This window comes from Streptomyces bobili (assembly GCF_002154575.1).
Taxonomy (GTDB): Bacteria; Actinomycetota; Actinomycetes; order Streptomycetales; family Streptomycetaceae; genus Streptomyces; species Streptomyces bobili.
Genome location: NZ_MUBA01000340.1, coordinates 1 through 21,738, shown reverse-complemented (window position 1 = coordinate 21,738; position 21,738 = coordinate 1). Strand labels below are relative to the sequence as shown.

The window sequence follows — 21,738 nt, the reverse complement described above, 5'->3', positions numbered from 1 at the left end:
TGTTCGGCCGGACACCGCCGGGCCGCGGTCCGGCGGTGTCCGGCCGAACACGGTCCTGCGGTACGGGTCGACCTGTGCGGGGCGTTTCGCGGGCGGTGGTCCGGGCCGTAGGAAATGCGCCAGGAATTCCGGCCGAGAGGCCCACCCGATATCTCTCCGCGTATGATCTCCCCTAGGCCTGCGGGTCGTGAAGCGGGTTCTCGGTCCTGGCGGAAAAAGGGCGTCCGCTTCCCTCCGGTTGTGAAAGTGGCTGGCGTCGGTACCGGTGTCGTGGAATTATCCAGAACGATCACGGGACCACCTGATCGCATAGGTCGAGTATCCGCCTGCAGAGGGAATCAACAGTGCCTTTCCAGCAGTTCCGCCCCGCCGTCGTCGCCGCCTCCACGATGTCCTTCCTGCTCCTCGGGACGGCCGGTGTCCATGCCGAAGAGCCTGCTCAGGCCCGGTCGGCCCCCGATATCGCGGTCACCAAGGTGATGCGGCACCTCGACGCGCTCCAGAAGATCTCCGACGCGAACAACGGCAACCGGGCGCATGGCACGACCGGTTATCAGGCGTCCGTCGACTATGTCAGGGCCAAGCTCGACGGGGCTGGATTCATCACCTCGATCCAGGAATTCGAGTTCGCCGGAAAGAAAAGCTGGAACCTCATTGCCGACTGGCCCCGCGGGGGTGATTCCGGAAAGGTCCTGATGGTCGGCGCGCACCTCGACTCGGTGGACACGAGCCCCGGAATCAACGACAACGGTTCCAGTGTCGCGGCCATCCTCGAGACCGCGCTCACGGTGTCCGCGAAGAAGGTCGCTCCCGCCCAGCACCTCCGGTTCGCCTTCTGGGGCACGGAGGAGGAGACGTACATCGGGTCGACGCACTACGTGAACACCCTGCCGGCGGCCGAACTGTCGAAGATCACCGCCTATCTGAACTTCGACATGATCGGCTCACCGAACCCCGGGTACTTCGTCTACGACCAGAGCCCCGAGATCGCCCGGCACTTCGACCGGTACTTCACCGCCAAGGGCATCCCCACCGAGCCCGCCACCGCGCTCAACGGGCGCAGCGACCACGAGCCGTTCCTGGCCAAGGGCGTCGCGGTCGGCGGCATCTTCACCGGCTCGGCCGAGATCAAGACCCCGGAGCAGGCGGCGAAGTGGGGCGGCACCGCCGGAGAGGCCATGGACAAGTGCTACCACCTGGCCTGCGACACCCCCGCCAACATCGACCGGGGTGCCCTGGACGTCAACACCGACGCCGTCGCGGCGATGGTGTGGAAGCTGGGCGTGCGCCCCTGACCCCCTGATCCCCTCATCCGGTGATCAGGGACGCACGGCTCCCGGTCAGCGGGCGGGCGGCCAGCTTGGCCAGCCGGTCCCGGTCCACCTTGCCCGTGGGCCCGACCGGCAGGGCCGGCAGGACGAGCACGTGTTCGGGGAGCATGTAACTGGGGAGCGTCCCGGCGAGATGGCGGCGGACCAGGCCGCCGGAGAGTTCCCGCCCGGCGTCCGCGGCCACCGCCGCCACGATCTGCGGACCGTCGTCGCCGTCCAGCGTGGTCACCGCGCAGTCCACCGCCCCCGGCACCTGCCGCAGCGCGGCCAGCACCTCGCCCAGTTCGATCCGGTAACCGCGCACCTTGACCTGGTCGTCCCGCCGGCCCCGGAACTCCAGGTTGCCGTCGGCCATCCAGCGGGCCCGGTCGCCCGTGGCGTACATGCGCTCGCCCGCCAGGCCGCTCACCGTGTCGGCGGTGAACTTCCCGGCCGACAGCCGCGGATCGCCCACGTATCCGTCGGCCACCACCACGCCGGCGATGTGGAGGTCGCCCTCGACGCCGATCGGGCACGGTTTGCGGTCGCCGTCCAGGACGTAGTAGCGGGCGTTCTGGATCGGCTTGCCGTACGGGACACTCGTCCACGACGGGTCGATCTCGCCCACGTCGAAGTGGTTGGACCAGATCGTCGCCTCCGTCGCCCCGCCCAGTGCCACCACGTGCGCCTTCGGGAAGCGGGCCCGCACACGGTCCGGGAGGGTCAGCGGCACCCAGTCGCCGCTGAGGAAGACCAGGCGCAGGCTCGGCGGCGGGCCGCCCTCGTGCGGGGCGTCGGCGAAGGACATCACCATGCCGAGCGCGGCCGGCGCCGAGTCCCAGAAGGTGACCGGCTCACGCAGCATGATGTCCAGCAGCCGCTCCCCGTCGGCGAGTTCGGCCGGGGGTACGACGCGCAGGCTGGCGCCCGCCGCGAGGATCCCCAGCAGGTCGTAGACGGACAGGTCGAAGGTGAGCGCGGTCACCCACAGCAGGCAGTCGTCCGGGCCGACCGCGTAGGTCTCGTTCACCCACTGGATGACGTTGACGGCGCTGCGGTGGCGCACCGAGACGCCCTTCGGCACGCCGGTGGAGCCGGAGGTGAAGATGACGTACGCGGTGTCGTCGGCGCCGGGGCCGGCCGGCAGCGGCAGGTCACGGGCCGTCTCGACGTCGCTCCAGGTGCTGACCACCGGCGTGCCCGGCGTGCCCGCGCCGCGCGGTGCGGGGCGCAGGACGACGTCGTAGCGGTCCCGCAGCACCGCCGGCCAGTCGTCTCCGGTGCGGCGGCGGACCTCCGCCCGCACCGGCAGGCCGAGCTGGTCGGCGATGCGGTCGAACCACCGGGCGGGCACGTGCAGATGACCGCTCCGCGCGTCCTCGCCCGGCTCCGCGAGGTCCGCGAGAACCACCGCCCCGCCCGGCGCCAGTACGCCGAGGGCGTCCCGCAGCACCGACCGCAGGTACGCGAAGCCGGGGAAGAACTGGGCGACGCTGGCCAGCAGCACCACGTCGGCGCTCACCGACGGCACCACACGCCCCAGCTCGTCGGCCGGCGCGTGCACGAACCGCGCGTCCCCGCCCGACTCGCCGGCGGCCCGCCGCAGTGCCACGGACGAGACGTCGAGGCCCGTGTAGGCGGCGACCCGGTCGCGCAGCGCGCCCGCCACCAGACCGGCACCACAGCCCACCTCGACGACCCGCGGCCGTTCCGCCACCGACAGCACCAGGTCGCGCACGTGCGAGACGTAGGTGTCGATCTGCGCGGCGGAGATCCCGTCGCCCGGGTCCTGGTTGAAGCCCGAGGCACGGGCCAGGTCGGCGTCCTCGGCGACGGTGTCCCACAGCATGCCCACCGCCTCCGCGTCCAGCGGGTCCGGCGCCGGCCGTGTCAGGTCCGTGCACACCAGCCGCAGGTCGCGGCCCGCCAGATGACCGGACTCCTCCGCGCGCTGCGCCAGCGCATGGCCGGTCACCATCCAGTCGATGCCCAACTGCCGCACCGGTGTGGCGATCCGGCCGGCCGGCCAGCGCGCGTCGAGCGGCACGTAGGCGGCACCGGTGCGCAGGACACCGACGACCGCCAGCACACTGTCGTACGAGTTGTCGTGCAGGACGCCGACGTGGTCTCCCCGGCCCACCCCGTGGCTGCCGAGGAAACGGGCGAGGAGACCGGAGTCGTCCCACAGCCGCCCGTACGTCCTGATCTCGCCGTCGCCGAGGCGGACGGCCGGCGCGTCGGGTGACTCCCGCACCCGCCGCTCGATCAGGTCGACCATGCTCACCCGGTCCTCGAACGGCCGTGCCGTGTCGTTCCACTCGGCCGGCGGGAACTCCCAGGTCTCTGCCATCTGTCTGCCCTCCTCCAGCAGTTCACGGGTCGGCGGACGGATGCTCAGATGACGCGGCCGTGGCGCGGGTTGTCGCGGTGGATGACCCGCTCGCGGATGCGCAGTTCGCCCTTCTCGTCGCGCACCATGCGGTCCTCCACGCTGGAGGAGGAGAAGAAGCGCATCTGGTCCTCGGTGTCGGTCTGGGTGACCAGGGAGTAGTAGGTGACCCGCAGGCCGTCGTCCCCGGAGGCCCCGGCCGGCTCGATCAGGAAGTGGTCGAACCAGTGGCGGGTGACGAGCCCCTCGTACATCGGGAGCATGCTCGTCATCTTGGCGCGCATCGCCTCGCGGCCCTCCACCTTCTCGCCGCGGTGGGGGTGGGCGACCGAACCGTCCTCGGTGAAGGTCGCGGTGAACTGCTCGATGTCCAGGTCGTCCAGGACGCGCATCTGACGGGCGTAGAAGTTCTTGACCTCGACGTAGAGGTCGGCGGTGACGGACATGGGTGCTCCTCGGTGTGGTGGGTGGAACGGGTGGTGTGTGGTGTGCCGCCGGGTCAGGAGGCGGGGGCTTCCTCCAGGACGAGGAAGGCGTTGGTGCCGCCCACGCCGGCCGACATCAGGCCGGCCGTACGGGGCCGGCCCTCCCCGGACCAGGGGCGGCCCTCGGGGAGGATCCCGAAGCGTTCGCCGCGGCCGGTGAACTCCTCGATGGGGTCCTCGGTGTTCGGCGTCGCGGGCAGGAAGCCCCGGTCGATCGCGAGGCACGTCTTGATCAGGGCGGCCATGCCCGCCGCGGTGTCGCAGTGGCCCACGGAGGCCTTCACCGAGCCAACCGCGACGGGCGGCCCGTCGGTGCCCAGGGCCTCGATCAGCGCGGTCGCCTCGATCTGGTCGTTCAGCGGGATGCCCACCCCGTGCGTCTCGACGTAGCCGACGTCGGCCCCCGTCAGACCGGCCGCGTCCAGCGCCCGGCGGACCGCGCGCACCTTGCCGTCGACGCCGGGGATGACGAAACCGGGCTTGGCCCGGCCGTCGTTGGTGACCGAGCTGCCCCGGATCACGGCGTAGACGGGGTCGCCGTCGCGCCGGGCGTCCGCCAGCCGGCGCAGCAGGACGGCGCCCGACCCGTCGCCGGGCACGACGCCGTTGTGGCGGCGGTCGAAGGGGCGCACGATGCCTTCGGTGGAGTAGATGCTGCGCGGGGTGCGCAGGTAGGAGCCGTCGGCGTCCTGCTGGACGGCCACCGCGCCGGCCAGCGCGTAGTCGCAGGCGTGCAGCCGCAGGCTCTGGCAGGCCAGGTGGACGGCCACCGTCGAGGTGGCGCACGCGGAGTCCAGCATCAGCGACTCGCCCCACAGGTCCTGGAGGTAGGAGAAGTAGGGCCCGGCGAACGTCGGATCGACGTGCACCACGTCGTCGAAGGCCGCCCGCGGCACGTGCCGGGTGCGGGCGCAGCCCGCGTAGACGGCGGTCCGGTCGGCGATCGCCGACAGGCGGACCCCGGCGTCCTCCGCCGCCTGCCACAGGGACTCCTGGAGCATGCCGTGCTGCGGGTCCAGGCCCTCGACGCCGACGAGGGCGCTGTCGTAGGCGTCCCGGTGCGGGGCGACGCCCCAGGAGTGGACGCGCAGCCGGTCCTCGCCCAGGTCCTCCACGACCGGCACGGGCTCGCGCCGGAAGCAGTCCTCGCCCGCCACCAGGTTGTCCCAGAAGGCGCCGACGTCGGGCGCCTTCGCGAACCGGCCGCCGAGGCCGACGACGGCCACGGGTTCCGCGTTGTCGAAACGTTGCGCGTTGTCGAACCGTTGAGACATGTGCGACCTCCTCTCAGTCGAAGGCGATGGCGATCTTGACGACGTCGTCCCGCCGGGTGTGCGCGAGGTCGAAGGCGTCGGCGATGTTCTTGATGCCGAAGGTGTGGGTGATCTGGTCGTCGACGCGGACCGAGCCGTTCCCGATCAACTCCAGCGCCGTGCGGAACGAGGCGAGCCCCGGCTCCAGTTGGGCGCCGCCCACGGCGTTGACCAGCTGGGCGTTGCGGACGAAGAGATGGGCGTACGGGATGCGCATCTCGTAGTCCTCCGGCATGCCGAAGAAGCCGAGCCGGCCGTGCTGGCCGACCATCCGCATCGCGTGCTCGCGCGCCCCGTCGGTGCCCGCCGCCTCGACGACCAGGTCCGCGCCCGCGCCGCCGGTCAGCTCCATCACGACCTCCTCGGCACTCTGTCCGGGCACGTGCGCGGTCGCGTCCGCGCCGAGGGAACGCGCCACGGCCAGCCGGCCCGGCTCCAGGTCGACCGCGACGGTCTTCTCGAAGCCCAGGTGCCGCAGCATCTGGAGGAACAGCAGTCCCGCCGAGCCGACGCCGACGACGGCGGCCGTCAGGCCCGGCCGCACGGGCTCCGGCCAGAACCGCTTCAGCGCGAACACGACCGTGCCGAGCTGTTGCGCCATCAGCGGGACGGTGGGCGCGCCGGTGCGCTCCAGCGGCAGCAGGAACCGGTCGCCGATCGTCTGGTAGCGGGCGAACGACGCCATGTAGGCGTGGTTGGGCACGGTGAGCACGAAGTCACCGGGGGAGAAGCGCGCCGAACGGCTCTCGACGACCTCCCCGACACCCTCGTGACCGGGGTATCCCGCCGGGCAGGGGTAGGGGTGGTCGCGCATGTCCCGGAAGAAGGGGGACTCGGCGCGCACCCGGTGCACGTCGCTGCCGCAGATGGCGGCCAGGGTGTTGCGCACGAGCACCTCGTCCTCGCGCAGTTCCCGGAAGGCGACGTCCTCCACCTCCAGGCGCCCGGGTTCGACGAGAACGGCGGCTTCGCCACGTACGAGCGGCATGCGGACCTTCCTTCAAGGGCGTACGGCGGGCGCGGTCCGCGCCCACGACAGGGGATGGCCGGGCAGGCGCAGCCGGCGAGCCGGACCGGCCGGCGTCAGCCGGGCGTCGACGCCCCGGCACCACAGGGCGGCGAGGGCGGTGAGCAGCTCCTCCTCCGCGAGGCCGGCCGCCGGTACGTCCAGGACGGTCACCTCGCCGAGCTGGTCACGGGCGAGCTGCAGCAGCTTGGCGGGCTCGGCCTCGGCCGTCAGGTGCTGCTCCCCCGGAGCGGGGTCGTCGGGTGTGACGGGGCCGAGGGCGGTGGTCCACAGCAGCCGCGTGCGCCGCAGCGGCGGTACGGCGTCACCGGTCGCCGCCCGCTCCCCGTCACGTGCGGTGAGCGCGCCGCTCAGCATCGCGGCGGCGATCCGGCCCGTGCCGGCGCCGTACACCGCGGCCGGGGCCACGCCGTGCTCGGCGAACCGTTCCGCCAGGCGGACCTGGTGGGCGGGATCGGTGCCGTCGGGGAAGGCGAACACCACGGCGGGGGCCGGTCCGGGGACGGCGTGCGCGGGCGTGCCGGGGTCGCGCAGGGCCCGTACCGCCTCGCCGCGGTCGGCCACGACGACGGCGACCCGGTGTCCGAACCGTTCGCGGCCCCGGTCCAGGGTGTGCGCGACGTCCGCGAGTGCCGCGTCCGGTGTCGCCTCCAGGTACGCGGCCAGCCGTTCCCGGGTCTCGGTCAGCGCTTCGGCGGTGACGGCGGACAGGGCGAGGAGGTGGTGACGTCCGCCGCCGGGCGCCGGGGCGGTGGCCGGCGTGGTGCCCACCGGCCGGTCGCGGGCGGCGGTCTGCCGCGGGGCGGCGGGGGCGGTGCCGTCGGCCGGCCGGTGGACCTGGGCGATCAGGCGCGCCTGGTCCTGGACCGTGACATGCCGCAGCAGGTCGATGACCGGGACGTCGGCGCCCGTCTCCAGCCGGAGTCGCTCGCTCAGCTTCACCAGCAGCAGCGAGTGGCCGCCCGCGTCGAAGAAGTTGTGGTCCGCCCCGAAGTCGTCGTGCTCCAGGACGGCCCGCCAGGCCGCGCGGACGCCCTCCCGCACGGAGAGCGGGGCCGCGCCGGAGGCGGGCGCGGGCGCCGGGACCGGGGCGGCGGCGGGCGGTGGTGCCTCGTGCCCGGCGTCGGGCAGGCGACGCCGGTCGATCTTGCCGGTCGGGGTGAGCGGGAGCGCGTCGACGAGCACCAGGTGACTGGGGACGGCGAAGGCGGGCAGCCGCAGTTTGGCGTGCCGGGTGAGGTCGCCGGCGTCCGTGCCGGGCACGGCCACCGCGTAGGCGACGATCTCCTTCTCGCCGCGCCCGTTGACGCGGGTGGTGACGAAGACCGACTCGACGGCCGGGTGCGCGTCCAGGACCGCCTCCACCTCGCCGAGTTCGACGCGCTGGCTGCGGATCTTCACCTGGTTGTCGTCGCGGCCGATGAACTCCAGCAGGCCTTCGGGAGTCCAGCGCACCCGGTCCCCGGTGCGGTAGAGGCGGGTCGTGCCGTCGGTGACGAACCGGTCGGCGGTCAGGCCGGGCACGCCGAGGTAGCCGTCGGCCAGACCGGCGCCGCCCAGCAGGAGTTCACCGGGCACCCCGCGCGGGACCGGGCGGGTGCCGCCCTCCTGCACCACCCGTACCTCGGTGCCGGGCACCGGCCGGCCGATGGGGACGGTCCGGGCGTTCGGCGCGAGCCCGGTGATCGGGAACCAGGTCGAGGTGAAGGAGTTCTCGGTGGGGCCGTAGCTGTGCAGCAAGACGCCCGGACGGCTCCAGCGCAGCGCCCGGCGCATGTGCCGTACGGAGATCAGCTCGCCGCCGAAGTAGACGCGCCGCAGCGACTGGAGCGTGTCGGGGGCGTCCTCGATGATCCGGTTGAGCAGCGGTGTCGTCACCAGCAGCGTGGTGATCCCGCGCGCCCGGACCACCGTGCGCAGTTCGCGGGGACTGAGCACCAGATGCTTGTCGAGGACGACGAGTTCCGCGCCGTGGGCGAGGGCGCCCCAGATCTCGTAGCTGGCGCCGTCGAAGTTGAGCGGGCACAGCTGCGCGACGACGTCGCTCTCGTCCAGGGGGATGAAGTCGGGCCGGTCCAGGAGCCGGGCCAGTCCGCGGTGCGGCAGGACGACGCCCTTGGGCCGGCCGGTGGTGCCGGAGGTGTAGAGGACGCAGAGCGTCGCGGCGTCGTCGTGCGCGGTCTCGGGCGCGGTCAGGCCGCGGGCCAGCGCCAGTGCCTCGTCGACCCGTACGGCGGTGTCCCGCGGTACCTCGACGCTGTGCCCGCAGGCGGGGTCGACGACGAGGACCGCCGGGCGGGCGTCGTCCACGATCAGTTGCAGCTGGGCCTGCGGGTAGGCGGGGTCGAGCGGCAGGTAGGCGGCCCCGGCCAGGGCGGCGGCCAGCCAGAACACCGGGGTGTCGACGCCGGGGGACAGCAGCAGGGCCACGGTGTCGCCGCGCCCGATGCCCCGCCCGCGCAGCCAGCCGGCCACCTCGCCCGCCCGGCCGGCGAGTTCGCCGTACGTGAGGGTGTGCTCGCCGTGCCGTACGGCGACGGCGTCCGGCCGGGCGGCGGCGTGCCGCAGGACCAGCTCGGGGATGCGGGGGGCCGACGCGGAGAGGGGTGCGCCGTGCGCGGCCACCTCGGACAGGCCGGGGTCGCAGACGGCCAGCAGTTCGGCGCAGGTGCGGTCCGGTTCGGCCACCGCGCGGGCCAGCAGCTCGCGCAGTTCCTCGGCGAACAGTTCGGCGCTCGCGCGGCGGTAGCGGGCGGTGTCGTAGTAGACGCACAGCCGGGTTCCGGCCGAGCCCTCCAGTACGTTGACCGAGAATTCGTACTTCGTCGTCTCGTCCGGGTGGTCGAAGCGGCGGACGGTGACCCCGCCGGCCTGCCACTCGTCCTCGTAGGCGGGCGTGTACATGAACACGGTCCGCTCCGTGCCGGGACCGTCGGCCCGCGCGCTGCGGATCTCGCGCAGCCGCCGCACCGGCAGGTGCGCGTGTTCCATCGCGTCGAGCATCCGCTCGCGCAGCCGGGCCGCCACATCGCGGAAGCGTTCCCCGGCTTCGGGGCGGTCGCGCATGGGCAGGGCACGGCTGAACAGGTCGACGCGCTCGGCGTCGGTGTCCCGGCGGCCGGCGAAGACCATGCCGAAGGTGCCCTCGGACTCACCGGCCCAGGCGTGCAGCAGCACGGACCAGGCGGCGAGCAGCACCACGGCGGGGGAGCCGCGTTCGGCCGCCGCCAGGGCCTGGACGCCGGCGTGCACCTCGTCCGGCAACAGGACCTCCACCTGGCCGGAGGGGCCGGGGAATCCGTCCTCGGGCACCAGGTCGTGCGGGGGCGCGAGGGAGGCGGGGGCGTCGCGCAGCACGGCGGACCAGTACGCCTCGGCCTCGGCGTCGGAAGCCGCCTGGCCCGCCGGGTCGGTGCCGGGTGCCTCGCGCGGGAGGAGGCCGGGCCCGCCCGCCGTCCGGGAGCGGTACGCCGTCACCAGGTCCTCGGCGAGGATCCGGCTGGACCAGCCGTCGGAGACGATGTGGTGCATGGTGACGGCGAGCAGGGCGCCGCCGTCCCCGGTCAGCAGGGTGGCCCGCAGCAGCGGGGCGGTGGCCAGGTCGAAGGGGGCGCGGCCGGCGACGACCGCGCGGGCGAGGGCCTCGGCGCGTTCGTAGCGGCCGGGGAGCCGTTCGGTGACGAACGCCGGGGCCGGGTCGGGCTCGGTGGTGCGCCACAGTTCGCCGCCCTCGGTGCGGAAGGCGCCGCGCAGTGCCGGGTGGGCGCGCAGGACGTCGCCGAGCGCGGTCCGCAGCGCGGGCACGTCGACGGTGGGGGCGAACTCCAGGTCGACGGTGACGTTGTAGCGGTCGGACTCGGGTTCGCGCTGGCAGGCGAGCCAGACGTCCAGTTGCTCGGAGGAGGCCGGTTCCCTCACTTGGGGACCGCCACGTGCTCGTCGGCCGCCTCCGTGCGCAGCGTGCGTACGAGGCCGGCCACCGTGCGCACCGAGCGGAAGTGGAGCGGGGTGAACTCGGCGTCCGTGATCTTCACGCCGAATCGCTGCTCGCACTGGGCGCGCAGTTCCACGAAGCCGAGGGAGTCCAGGCCGAGGACGTCCAGGAGGCCGTCGTCGTCCCCGATCTGCTCGGCGGGCACGTCGAGGAACAGGTCCTCGACGAGGATCTCCTTCAGGGTCGTTTCCAGGGTGTCGCCCGAACCGACTGTCATGACGTTTCTCCCTTGCGGTAGGTGGCTCCGTGCTGCGCGGGTAGCTGCGCCCGCAGCTCCCGTTCCGTGACCAGGCGCGTGAGTTCGGCGATCGCCGGCACGGGGGTGTGCCGGTCGCGGGCGCGGCGCAGCACCGGTTCGGTGAGTGCGGCGAGTTCGGTCGGCCGGATGCCGGCGGCGACGTCCCGGTGCAGGGAGGTGTCGGTCCGGCCCGGCAGGGTGTCGAGGGTGTGCAGCAGGGTTCGTTCGTCGACGGCGACGCCTTCGGCCGCCGCGACGGCGCACGCCTCCCGTGCGGTGTCCCGCAGCAGGGACAGCAGCGCGGGCCGCCGGCGTACGACACCGAGGGGGCCGTCGGCCGCGGTGGTGGCCAGGGCCAGCGGCAGCAGCAGGACCAGCTTGTGCCACAGCACGCTCGCCGGGTCCCGCTCCTGGACGCAGCCGATCCCCGCGTCGGTGAGGTCCTCGGCCAGCGCGGTGAGCCGGGGGTCGGGGCGTGCGTCCTGGAGCGGGGCGAGGGGAGCGGCGGGTCCGTCCGCGGGGCCGGTGTCCGGATGCCGACCGTCGCCGGCGGGGTCTGTCGTGGAGTCGGCCTCGGCGGGTCCGCCCGCCGCCGCCAGACTGACCTCGGCGAACAGGGAGTTCCAGGTGACTTTCCCGGGTGCGGTGCGCTCCGCCTCGATGCGGATCGCGCCGACCAGTTGGCGGGGGCCGAAGCGGTCCCGCAGCAGCCGCGGGTGGTCGAGACCGTTGAGCAGGGGGACGACCGAGTGCGGGGCCGGCCGTGGGCCGACGCGGTCCAGCGCGGCGCGCAGGGCCGGTGCCTTCACGGTCACCCACAGGACGTCGACCGGCTCGTCGAGCCGGTCCACCCCGCGCGCAGCGACGCGGTGGTCGCCCCGCAGTGCGCTGTGGACGTCGATCACCCCGCGGTAGCGGGCTCGCGAGGACTCCCGCATGACCAGCGTGACGTCGTGGCCCCCGCGGGCCAGTGCCGCCCCGAGGGCGAGTCCGACTCCGCCGGCGCCCAGAATCGCATGCCTCAACACGCTTCCTTGATGCATCTCGTGACGAATTCCGGTGCCCCGTACGCCCACACCCGTGTATGCGGGCAGGGCAGCGGAGAACCGAAGAAGGAAAGGAAAGGCCGAAACGGCCCGAAGGAATCAGGCGGCCACTGGTCAGGCGGTCGCCGATCGATGTGTCGTCGAAGTGCGGAAAAGTCTCGGACGGTGAGCGGAGCCAGCCGGCCGATCGTTATGTGTTCCCCCGTGCGGCGTAGTTCATTCCCCCTGTAGCGCCGGATCTCGCTTTGCTGGACGCAGCCGCTGAAATACTGCGTTCACAGACGACTCACCGACCGTAGGGGGGCCGACTTTCGGCCGTCAACCAGCTTTTCGGACAAGCAGTTGGCCGGTACACGTGGTTTCGACCGTTGATTGAAACACAAAGTAAAAGCGTTGGCCCGCGATTCCTCCGGGGACTGGAGCTGGCCGACAATCGCCCCTTGACCAGCCCGATGTTCGCTGCCTACGCTCCGATAGCGGCAATCTGGCCGCCATGGTGAGCATTCACCTCAGAGGCCGACCGGTTGGCCACCGGTCGTGCGACCCCTCCCTGACGGGAACCAGACAAGAGAGAAACGACATACGACCATGCCCATGCGCGGGGTCGGTCAACCGGGCTGCGCCGCAGCCTTGGTGAACAACCGTGATCCGCGATGACACGGGGGAATCCCTTTTGAATGACGACGGTGTGAAGACACGTCCTGGCGACGGTATGAGAACACGGCGTGAAGACGGTGTGGGAACACATCCGGAACCGCATTCCGAGCAGTATTCGGAACAGTTTTCCGAACCGCCGGTGACGCCATCGGTCCGGGCCATGACGGACCAGGTCAGAGCCGCGTGGATCGAGGTTCTCGGTCATGACGACTTCGACGACGACACCCCTTTCATAGAAGCGGGCGGCCATTCCCTGAAGGCCACTCAGGTGCTTATCCGGCTGCGCCGGAAGCTCGGTGTCCGACTGCCCAACCGGCTGTTCTTCGACCACCCCACCGTCCGCGAACTGGCGGCAGCGGTGGAACGTGCCGCCGCCACCTCCCCCCTCGCGTGACCGGCCGGCACCGACCGCACACCGGCACCGACCACGCGGGCACCGACCGCACACCGGTATCGACCGGGCCGGCACCGGCTCACGTCGGCACCGGCTCCCGTCGGCACCGGCCCACGTCGGCATCGCCTGAGACAAGGAAGGCCCCTCCTGTGACTGCTCCCGTTTCCCGCGACGGTCTCCACGCGCTGGACGACGGCGTTTTCCCTCCCGCCGACTGGTGCGGAGACGCGAAGACCCCGCTCGACGCCGACACCGCCTTCAACGGATTCATCTCCACCAACGTCGTCTTCGCCCTGGAACAACTGGGACTGTTCGCCTGGTTCGACGGGTCCGGCCGGCTCGACGTGGCCGAGTACTCCCGGCTGCGGCAGCTGGACGAGGTCGTGTTCCGCCGACTGCTGTCCGCGGCGGAGGCCTTCGGGTATCTGACCGTGACCGGCGACCGGGTGACACCCACCCCGGCCTGGAGCGAACTGCGCCGCAAAATAGGCTTCTTCACCTGGGGCGTGGGCGGATACCACGACGTCTTCGCCAACGCCGCGGCCATCACCCGCGGAGAACGCGTCTTCGGCAAGGACGTCCTGCGCAACGAGGCCATGGTGGCCCTCGGCTCGGCCCAGGCCGACCTGGCGCTGATGCGGCACATCCTCGACGAGCAGATCGCCGCGCTCGACTTCTCCGTCCTCGCCGACCTCGGCAGCGGCATCAGCGAGCGCGTCTGCCGGCTCGTCAAGTCCCGTCCCGGCACCCGCGGCATCGGCCTGGACATCAGCGCCTCGGCCACCGATCTGGCCGCCGGCACCGTCGAGCGCCACGAGCTGACCGACCGGGTCCGGCCGATCTGCGCCGACGTCCTCGACGTCCTCTTCCACGGCCGCCGCATCGAGGGCGCCGACCAGGTGGACGTCGCGATGAGCTTCATGTTCCTGCACGACCTGCTCGTCGACCCCGGCACCCGCATGGACGTCATCCCGGCGCTGCGCAAGGCGTTCCCGCACGCGCACACCTTCCTGCTCGCCGACACCACCGTCCGCCCGCGCGGCGAGGGGGAGGAACTCCCGGTCTTCTCCAGCGGCTTCGAGCTGGCCCACGCCCTGATGGGCGTGCCCATCTACACGCGCGAGGAGTACGAGAACCTCTTCCACGAGGGCGGGCTGCACCTGCGCCGCACGATTCCCTTCGGCGCCCCCCACACCTACCTGTTCGTCCTGGAGGCCCAGTGATGAGCGAGCGATGTCCGGCCGACCCCGAGATCATCGAGGGCCTGCCCATCCCCCTCGCCGTGGCCGGGCACCACCAGCCCGCGCCCTTCTACCTCACCGCCGACATGTTCGGCGGCCTCCCCGTGCAGCTCGCGGGCGGCGAACTCAGCGCCCTGGTGGGCAAGCCCGTCGCCGCGCCGCACACCCACCCGGTCGACGAGCTGTACCTGCTGGTGTCCCCGAACAAGGGGGGCGCCCGCATCGAGGTCCTGCTCGACGGCCGACGGCACGAACTGGTCTCGCCCGCCGTGATGCGGATCCCGGCCGGCGGCGAGCACTGCTTCCTCACCCTGGAGGCCGAGGTCGGCAGTTACTGCTTCGGCGTCCTGCTGGGGGACAGCCTGTGAGCCGGGCCCCCGCCCCCGCCAAGACGTTCAACGCGAGCGTCCCCGGCGCCGACGACCTGATCCGGCTGCATCTGAGTGAGAGCCCGCACGGCGCCAGCGAGGCCGCGCTGCGGGCGGCCGAACGCGAGCTGGGCCGGGTGAACGTCTACCCGGACCCCGAGCGCCACGAACTGGTCCACGCCCTGGCCGAGCACTGGAACGTCACCCCGGACCACATCGCCGTCGCCAACGGCAGCGACGAACTCGTCCTGGCCACCGCCCTCGCCCTCGGCGACCCCACCCGCCCCGGCCTCGTCACCGACGGTACGTTCCCCGGCTACCGGGCCTGTCTGGAACTGACCCGGCGAGGCTGCACCGCCGTGGCCCTGGACGGCACGGCCGTCGACGCCGACGCGTTCGCCGCGCGACTGCCCGGACACGGGATCGGCTACCTGTGCAACCCGCACAACCCCAGCGGCGCCGCCCTCACCCGCGAGGAGCTGACCGCGCTGGTCGACGCCTGCGGACGTGGCGGGGTCCCGCTGGTGTGCGACGAGGCCTACATGGAGTTCGCCGGCCCGGACACCCCGCAGGTCCGCGACCTGCTGGACGGCGGCGCGCCGGTCGTCGCGCTGCGCACCTTCTCCAAGGCCTACGGGCTGGCCGCGCTGCGCGTCGGCTACGCCGTCGGCCCGCCCGCACTCATCGCCGAGCTGCGGCGGGCCCTGCGCGCCCTGCCGTTCAGCGTGAACCGCCTCGCGCAGGCGGCGGCGGTCAGCACGCTCGGCGACCCGGACTTCCTCGCCGGAGTACGCCGGTCCACCGACGAGCGGCGGCGCTGGTTCACCGGGGAACTGGACCGGCGGGGCCGCGGCCACCTGCCCTCCGTCACCAACTTCGTCGCGGTCGAGGCCCGCGACTGCGCCCTCGCGCAGGATCGTCTCGCCGCCGATTTCGGCATTCTCGTTCGCAATGCCGGACTGTTCGGATTCCCCGGATACCTGCGCACGTCGCTCGGCACCCAGGAGAATCTCGTGCGGTTCCTCGACGCCCTCGAAAAGATCGAGGAAAACCCCTGAATGCGTACCGGGAAAACCGGCGGACATTCCCCGAACGTGAAGGACAAGGAGCTACTCCAGTGTTCCGTCAAGACCCGTTGAACACGATCCTCGCCCTGGGCTCCGGGTTCACCCCCACCGCCGTGCGGGTGACCGCGACGCTCGGCCTGCCCGACCTGGTCGAACAGGGGCACCGGACCGTGTCCGCCCTGGCCGCCGAGACCGGCACCGACGAGCAGTCCCTGGGCCGCGTCCTGCACTACGTCAGCCTCCTCGGCCTCTTCACGGAGACCGAGGAGCCCGGCACCCCCGGCAAGGCGTACGAACTGACCGACGTGGGCCGGGTGCTGCTCAGCGACCATCCGGGCAACCTGCGCCGCTGGCTCGACTACGACGACCCCAGCCGGCCCATGGAGGCCCGCTTCGAACCGGCCGTCGGGCGGCTCCTGGACGCCGTGCGCACCGGCCTGCCGGTGTACGAGCAGGCACACGGACGGCCCTTCTGGGAGGACCTGGAGGCCCACCCGGACATCGAGAGGTCCTTCAACGCGGGCATCGCCCGCATCGCCAACCGGCTCGTCCCCGAACTGGCCCGCCTCTACGACTGGGCGTCGGTCGGGCACGTCGTCGACGTCGGCGGCGGCAACGGCTCCCTGCTGCTGAAGCTGCTCACCGAGTACCCGGCGCTGCGCGGCACGCTGCTGGAGCTGGAGAGCGTCGTCACGGAGGCCAAGGGCACCCTCGCCCCGGTCGCCGAGCGCTGCGACCTGGTCGCGGGCAGCTTCTTCGACCCCATGCCGGCCGGCGGCGACGTCTACCTGATCGCCAACACGCTGCACAACTGGAGCGACCGGGACGCCGGCCGCATCCTCGGCCGGTGCGCCGAGGCCCTCGCCCCCGGCGGCCGGGTCGTGGTCGTCGAACGGCTCCTGGACAGCGGCAAGGACCCCGTGATGGCGAGCTACGCCGACCTGCTGATGCTGGTCCTGCTCGGCGGCCGCGAGCGCAGCCTGAACGACCTGCGCGACCTCGGCGCCGACGTCGGCCTCACCCTCACCGGCACGAAGAAGTTCGAGCTGCCCGGCCACTGGCTGGTCGAGTTCACCCGGGAGGGGAACCGGTGAAGCGGTCCCTGAACCCGGACGAACCCAACGCCCTCCTGTCCTACGAATTCGACCGGGGCAGCAACTACGAGAGCGTCCTGCACCTCACCGACGCCCTCGGCGCACTGGTTCCGGAGAGCGAGACCAACCACCCCGACCAGCGGTTCTTCCAGGTCACCCACCTCATCACCGAATACGCCTGGGTACAGGTCCACTACGAGCTGCGCCGGGCCGCCGCCCACCTGGACAAGGACCGGTTCCCGCAGGCGGTGCGCCTGTTCGACCGGGCCACCGGACTCAGCGAGGTGACCGTCCAGGCGGTACGGCTGCTCACCGACCACCTCCCGCAGCACAGCCTGCTGACCATGCGCAACGCCCTTCCGGAGGACGCCACCGGCCTGGACTCGCCGGGCTACCGCAACCTGCGCCGGGTGGCCCGCCCGGTGTGGAAGGCCTACGAACAGGCGGTGGAGCGGGCCGGCCTGTCCCTCCAGGACGTCATCGCCCAGCAGGACGACGGCTACGACGGCCCGCATTCGGCCGACTCACAGGCGCTGGCCCTCGTCCGGGAGGCGATGCTGCGGCTGGACGGCAGCGTCCTCGGCTGGAAACAGCACCACCTGATCATGGTGTGGTCGCAGCTGGGCGGCCAGCCGGGCCTGCGCCGGGAGAGCGACGGGCAGGAACTCCCGCAGAGCCTGGGCGGCCGGTCCCTGGCCACCCTCGAAGCGCGTTCGCAGCTTGCCCTCTTCCCGGAGCTGTGGCGGGCCGCGGACGAGGCGTACTGGCTGCTGGGCACCCGGCACGACACCGACGCCCCGGTGCGCGGCGGCGGCAGCGGGTGCCCCGTCCAGCACTGATCCGGCCGTGGTGCGAGCGGGCCGCCGACTCCGGTCAGCGGTCCGCTCGTCGCCGTGTCAGCTCCAGCAGCCGGGCCGCGACCTCCTCGAAGCGCTCGTGCGGGAAGAAGTGCCCGCCGTCGAAGCCCTCGCCGAGGTGGACGCCCGCCGTGTAGTGCCGCCAGCCGGCCATCACCTCGGGCGGGGTGTCCGGATCACCGGTGCCGTACCAGGTGACGAGGTCGCCCGGCAGCGGGCGCGGGTCCGGGTCGGGACGGTGACCGGCCAGCAGCGCCAGGTCGCCGCGGATCACCGGGACGAACTGGTGCCGCATCGGTGACCGGCGTACCTCCTGGGGGATGCGGCCGTGCGCGGCGAGCGCGTCGAGCAGGGCGTCGTCGTCGGCCGCGGCCAGCAGCGGGGCGTAGGGGGAGTGGCCGAGCAGGTGCGGGGGCCGGGTCGCGGCGACGACGACGAACTCGGGTCCGGGCCTGCCCAGAGCCTGCAGCGCCAGGGCCGTCTCGTAGGCCAGGAGGCCGCCCATGCTGTGCCCGAGCAGCGCGTAGCGGCCGGACGGGTCGACGCGGTGGGCGAGGTCGACGGCCGCCTCCCGCAGCGTCGCCGCCCGCGGCTCGCGCGACCGCAGGCCCTTGCCGGCGATCTCCAGCGGCTGCGCCCGCAGCCCGGCGGGCAGCTCGCGCCGCCAGCGCACGAAACTGCGCGCGGAGCCGCCCGCGTGCGGGACGCAGTACAGGGTGAGCGGGTCCGCCGCGCTCACTTGTGGTGCTCGCCGGCGCGCAGCGGCTGGATCCGCACCGTCATCGGCAGCTCGTTGCGGGTCAGCAGGGACCGCAGCCGCCGCCGCACCTCCGCCTCGGAGGGCGGTACGGCGTCGTCGACGTACACGTCGAGTTCGAGGACGGCGGAGTCGTCGTCGCCCGTGGTGATGCCGATCTTGGCGCGGACCACGCCGGGCAGCGACTCGGCGGCCCGGCGCACGGTCGCCGTCGACACCTTCTCGCCGCGCACCACCGCGAAGTCCGACGAGCGGCCGTGGATGTACACGTACCCGTCGTCGTCCACGTGCCCCATGTCGCCGGTGGCCAGCAGGCCCGGTTCGATCAGGTCACCCCGCTTGGACGGCGCGGCCTCGCCGACGCGGCGCCGGTAGACGGTGTCGGAGCGCACGAGCAGTTCCCGTGCCCCGGTGTCGGTGGGCCGGGTGAGCACCTCGACACCGTCCAGCGGCAGGCCCACCGAGCCGTGCCGGTGCGGAGGCTCCCGGTGCGCGGCGAGCGTGGACACCCGCGGACCGGCCTCGGTCAGCCCGTAGGTCACGTACAGGCCCAGCTCGGGATTGAGCTTCAGCAGCCGGGACACGTACGACGGGTCCAGGGCCTGTCCGCCGACGGTGAGCGTGCGCAGCGGGGCGGGGAGTTCGCCGCCGGCGGTGACGACGGCCTTCACCAGGCTCGGGGTGAGCGAGGAGAGGGTGACGCCCCGGCCGGCGACCGTGCCCAGATAGTCGGCCACCGAGAACGGCGGCCCCGCCAGGACCAGACGCGAGCCGTGCACCAGGCCGCCGAGGACCTGCGCGACCAGCGCGAACGAGTAGTAGACGGGCAGGCTGACCAGGGTGGTGTCCTCGGCGCGCTGGCCGAGGGAGCGGCCGTGCCGGCGGGCGTTGCGCAGCAGCGCGTCCAGGGTGTGCAGACAGCCGGTGGCCATGCCGGAGGTGCCGGAACTCATCAGGATCACGTGGCCGGGTCCGTGGTGCCGGTACGGCCACTCGGTGAAGACGCCCAGCTCGGCACCGCCGGCGCGGGTGACGCCGGTGACGCCCTCGGCCCGGATCGCCGCCCGGACCAGCGCGCAGGCGCCCAGTTCGCGGGCCACCTCGCGGACCCGGCTGACCGGGGTGGAGGGGGAGAGCAGCACCGGCGTGTACCCGGCCAGCGACACGGCGAAGAAGAAGCGCAGGGCGCGGATGCCGTTGGGCAGGGCGATCACGACGACCGCGCCCGGCGGGGCGGGCAGCGCCGCGAGCCGGTCCACCAGGGCGGGCAACTCCGACGGGTCGGGGTCCTGGGGGGCGGAGGCCTCCTCGATCCGGTCGAGGAAGCCGCTGACGAGGATGGGGTCCAGGTACTGGTCGGTCATGTTCTGCGCGGTCATGTGGTCCGGGGCCTCCGCGTGGGCGTCGGCCCACTGACGACCAGGCAGTGCGCCTGGTGCTTGCCTTCGTCGGTCGTGCCGTGCGTGACGACCAGGACATGTGCGGCACCGGGCGGGTCGCCGAGCAGCCAGTCGCCGCACAGGGCCCTGGCCAGCGGCACGGCCGGCGCGAGGGGCATGGGCAGCATCGACGCCGGGCCGTGGAAGCCGAACGCCGAGCAGACGACGCCGACGACGGAGCCCGGTCCGGCGCCGGCGAACCGCATCGGGGAGATCCGGCCGTGCGGGACGGCGTCGGCGAGTGCGCGCAGCGTGCGGACCGTCGCCCGCTCGGCCACCGCGACGACCCCCACCTCCTCGGGGTTCTCGGGCGCGGCGTCGCCGCAGGCCTTGAGCGCGGCGGCCACGGCCTCGGTCATCAGCCAGGCCACGGGGTCGGCGTACACGCCGGAGACGCGGCGCGGGACCGTGCCCGGGTCGTCGGTCTCGACGGTGGCGGAGCCGGTGACACGGGCGCCCGCGGGGCACCACTCTGCCTCGTTCACGCGGCTTCTCCTTCGGCGCGAGCCAGCAGCAGGCAGGTGTTGAAGCCGCCGAAGCCGAGGGTGACGCTGATGCCCAGCGAGCCGGTGATGTCACGGGGGCCGTCCGCCGCCAGGGACAGCGGCAGCTCCGGCATGACGGTGCGGGTGGTGGGCACCGGGGGCACGGCGCGGTGGCGCAGCGCGAGGAGCAGGGCGATGGCCTCCACGGCGCCGGTGGCGCCCAGGGTGTGGCCGAAGGCGGGCTTGGTGGCGAAGACGACGGCGTCGGACCCAGGGCCGAAGACCGTGCGGTAGCAGGCCGCCTCCGCCGTGTCGTTGGCGCGGGTGCCCGTGCCGTGGGCGTTGATCACCGCGATGTCCCGGGCCTTCGCCCCGCCCCTGGCCAGGGCGCGCCGTACGGCCAGGACCGCGCCGGCCCCGCTCTCGTCGGGCGCGGTGGGGCCGGTGCCGTCGTTGGAGGCGCCCCAGCCGCGCACCTCGCCCAGGATCCGGGCACCGCGTGCCCTGGCCGCGGCACGGGACTCCAGCAGCAGGAAGCCGGCGCCCTCGCCGAAGACGGTGCCGTCGCGGTCGGTGCCGAAGGGACGGACGGTGCCGGAGGCGGAGAGGGTGCCGAGCGCCCGGTGGCCCAGGAGCTTGCCCTCGGTCAGCAGGTCGATGCCGCCGCACAGACAGCGGTCCGCCTCGCCGCCGCTGATCAGGGCGGCACCGGCCAGGACGGCGTCGGCGCCCGAGGAGCAGGCGGTGCTCACCGAGGCCGACCGGGCCACGCCCAGGCGTGCGGCGACGGCGGCGGTGAGGGTGTGCGGGGAGATGTCAGCGGCGTCGTCCAGGTGTGGGCCGAGGCTGCTGCCGACGACGAGCGTGCCGACCTCGGCGGCCGGGCAGCCGGCGTCGCGCAGGGCGGCCGTCGCGGTGGCCACCGCGAGGGCGACGTGGCGCTCGGACGGGGGACCGGCCGGTCCGCCGTCCGGCAGGAAGGCCGCGGCCGGGGCGGACGGCCCGCCGTCGCCCGGTGAGGACCGGACGCCACTGCCCCCGTTCATCAGCTGTTTCCACACCGCGTCGACGTCGTCGCCCAGCGCGGTGGTCCAGCCCGTGCCGGTGACGCACACGGACCGGTCGCGGTCGGCTATGAGGAAATCCCCCAATTGATCCCCCAAGTGCTCCGAGAAATGCTCTGAGCGAAACTCTGTACGCCCCTGATTCGCCAACCGAAATTTTATTTGCAGAATGCAATCGCATTTTAACGAATGAGTTCAGGGGTGGCAAGGGAGTACCGCTTCGGGCTCGGAGCGCACGCGTGCCCCCGGCGCCGGGAACAAAGCGGGAGCAAGGGGTGACCGGCGCCAGGAGCGGGGGACGACCGGCCGTCAGGTGGTGGCGATCGGTTCGAGCGTCAGCGGCGCGATCCTGCCCTCCAGCATCGCGCCCAGGCCCTGGGCGGCGCAGATGTCGGGCCGTTCGGCGATGTGCACCGGCATGCCGGTGGCCTCGCGGAGCATCTGGTCGAAACCGGGCAGCAGGGCGGAGCCGCCGACCATCATGATCCCGCGGTCGGCGAGATCGGCGACCAG

General features: G+C 72.9%; 19 protein-coding genes. 7 read left to right on the top strand and 12 right to left on the bottom strand.

The genetic code is table 11. The annotated features are described in order from the left end of the window. Nucleotides 1–344: 344 nt before the first annotated feature. Entirely contained in the window at nt 345–1,295 is a 951-nt protein-coding gene (locus BZL64_RS25675) for a M28 family metallopeptidase (protein WP_086771561.1), read from the top strand. Between the two features lie 13 nt (nt 1,296–1,308). Here BZL64_RS25675 and BZL64_RS25670 read toward each other — a convergent pair whose 3' ends face one another. The 7 genes from BZL64_RS25670 to BZL64_RS25640 are packed head-to-tail and all read right to left on the bottom strand — an operon-like array spanning nt 1,309 to nt 11,781. Next, complete coding sequence (locus tag BZL64_RS25670; RefSeq protein ID WP_086771560.1) at nt 1,309–3,660, bottom strand: AMP-binding protein; 2,352 nt, start codon at nt 3,658–3,660, stop codon at nt 1,309–1,311. A 44-nt stretch (nt 3,661–3,704) separates the two neighbouring features. Beyond that, a complete protein-coding gene (locus BZL64_RS25665; protein ID WP_086771559.1) occupies nt 3,705–4,145 on the bottom strand; it encodes a nuclear transport factor 2 family protein in 441 nt (146 codons plus the stop codon). Nucleotides 4,146–4,198: 53 nt separating this feature from the next. Further along, the gene (locus BZL64_RS40665; RefSeq protein ID WP_086771558.1) at nt 4,199–5,458 is read right to left on the bottom strand and encodes a beta-ketoacyl [acyl carrier protein] synthase domain-containing protein; all 1,260 of its coding nucleotides are present in this window, start codon (nt 5,456–5,458) and stop codon (nt 4,199–4,201) included. 13 nt (nt 5,459–5,471) lie between these two features. Continuing rightward, a complete protein-coding gene (locus BZL64_RS25655) occupies nt 5,472–6,485 on the bottom strand; it encodes a zinc-binding dehydrogenase (RefSeq protein ID WP_086771557.1) in 1,014 nt (337 codons plus the stop codon). Nucleotides 6,486–6,497: 12 nt separating this feature from the next. After that, entirely contained in the window at nt 6,498–10,442 is a 3,945-nt protein-coding gene (locus BZL64_RS25650; RefSeq protein ID WP_086771556.1) for a non-ribosomal peptide synthetase, read from the bottom strand. Next, nucleotides 10,439–10,735 carry an acyl carrier protein gene (locus tag BZL64_RS25645; protein WP_086771555.1) on the bottom strand — a complete coding sequence of 99 codons (297 nt, stop codon included), beginning with the start codon at nt 10,733–10,735 and terminating at the stop codon, nt 10,439–10,441. Before BZL64_RS25645 ends, BZL64_RS25650 begins: the two co-directional genes overlap by 4 nt. Further along, complete coding sequence (locus BZL64_RS25640) at nt 10,732–11,781, bottom strand: ketopantoate reductase family protein (protein ID WP_158101561.1); 1,050 nt, start codon at nt 11,779–11,781, stop codon at nt 10,732–10,734. The genes BZL64_RS25645 and BZL64_RS25640 overlap by 4 nt, the downstream gene beginning before the upstream one ends. A 664-nt stretch (nt 11,782–12,445) precedes the next feature. Between BZL64_RS25640 and BZL64_RS25635 the strand changes: the two genes are divergently transcribed. From BZL64_RS25635 to BZL64_RS25610, 6 genes are all read left to right on the top strand, one after another. Beyond that, the gene (locus tag BZL64_RS25635) at nt 12,446–12,853 is read left to right on the top strand and encodes an acyl carrier protein (RefSeq protein ID WP_143663317.1); all 408 of its coding nucleotides are present in this window, start codon (nt 12,446–12,448) and stop codon (nt 12,851–12,853) included. A gap of 149 nt (nt 12,854–13,002) precedes the next feature. Continuing rightward, entirely contained in the window at nt 13,003–14,076 is a 1,074-nt protein-coding gene (locus tag BZL64_RS25630; RefSeq protein WP_244205498.1) for an SAM-dependent methyltransferase, read from the top strand. Then, entirely contained in the window at nt 14,076–14,462 is a 387-nt protein-coding gene (locus tag BZL64_RS25625) for a hypothetical protein (RefSeq protein ID WP_086771552.1), read from the top strand. Before BZL64_RS25630 ends, BZL64_RS25625 begins: the two co-directional genes overlap by 1 nt. Further along, entirely contained in the window at nt 14,459–15,520 is a 1,062-nt protein-coding gene (locus BZL64_RS25620; protein WP_086771551.1) for a pyridoxal phosphate-dependent aminotransferase, read from the top strand. Before BZL64_RS25625 ends, BZL64_RS25620 begins: the two co-directional genes overlap by 4 nt. A gap of 59 nt (nt 15,521–15,579) precedes the next feature. Next, nucleotides 15,580–16,623: a methyltransferase gene (locus tag BZL64_RS25615; RefSeq protein WP_143663316.1), complete on the top strand. Its 1,044-nt coding sequence runs from the start codon at nt 15,580–15,582 to the stop codon at nt 16,621–16,623. Further along, nucleotides 16,620–17,462, top strand: coding sequence for a hypothetical protein (locus tag BZL64_RS25610; RefSeq protein ID WP_086771549.1), 843 nt, complete (start codon nt 16,620–16,622; stop codon nt 17,460–17,462). The genes BZL64_RS25615 and BZL64_RS25610 overlap by 4 nt, the downstream gene beginning before the upstream one ends. Nucleotides 17,463–17,496: 34 nt before the next feature. Here BZL64_RS25610 and BZL64_RS25605 read toward each other — a convergent pair whose 3' ends face one another. The 5 genes from BZL64_RS25605 to BZL64_RS25585 form a co-directional block, all read right to left on the bottom strand. Further along, nucleotides 17,497–18,219 carry a thioesterase II family protein gene (locus tag BZL64_RS25605; protein WP_086771548.1) on the bottom strand — a complete coding sequence of 241 codons (723 nt, stop codon included), beginning with the start codon at nt 18,217–18,219 and terminating at the stop codon, nt 17,497–17,499. Beyond that, nucleotides 18,216–19,616 carry a class I adenylate-forming enzyme family protein gene (locus tag BZL64_RS25600; protein ID WP_086771547.1) on the bottom strand — a complete coding sequence of 467 codons (1,401 nt, stop codon included), beginning with the start codon at nt 19,614–19,616 and terminating at the stop codon, nt 18,216–18,218. Before BZL64_RS25600 ends, BZL64_RS25605 begins: the two co-directional genes overlap by 4 nt. After that, nucleotides 19,613–20,161 carry a hypothetical protein gene (locus tag BZL64_RS25595; RefSeq protein WP_086771546.1) on the bottom strand — a complete coding sequence of 183 codons (549 nt, stop codon included), beginning with the start codon at nt 20,159–20,161 and terminating at the stop codon, nt 19,613–19,615. The genes BZL64_RS25600 and BZL64_RS25595 overlap by 4 nt, the downstream gene beginning before the upstream one ends. Beyond that, nucleotides 20,158–21,312, bottom strand: a complete 1,155-nt coding sequence (locus BZL64_RS25590; RefSeq protein WP_244205497.1) for a beta-ketoacyl synthase N-terminal-like domain-containing protein — start codon at nt 21,310–21,312, stop codon at nt 20,158–20,160. Before BZL64_RS25590 ends, BZL64_RS25595 begins: the two co-directional genes overlap by 4 nt. A 222-nt stretch (nt 21,313–21,534) precedes the next feature. Next, nucleotides 21,535–21,738 (bottom strand): rod shape-determining protein (locus BZL64_RS25585; RefSeq protein ID WP_208639518.1); only part of this gene is annotated, 204 nt, incomplete at its 5' end.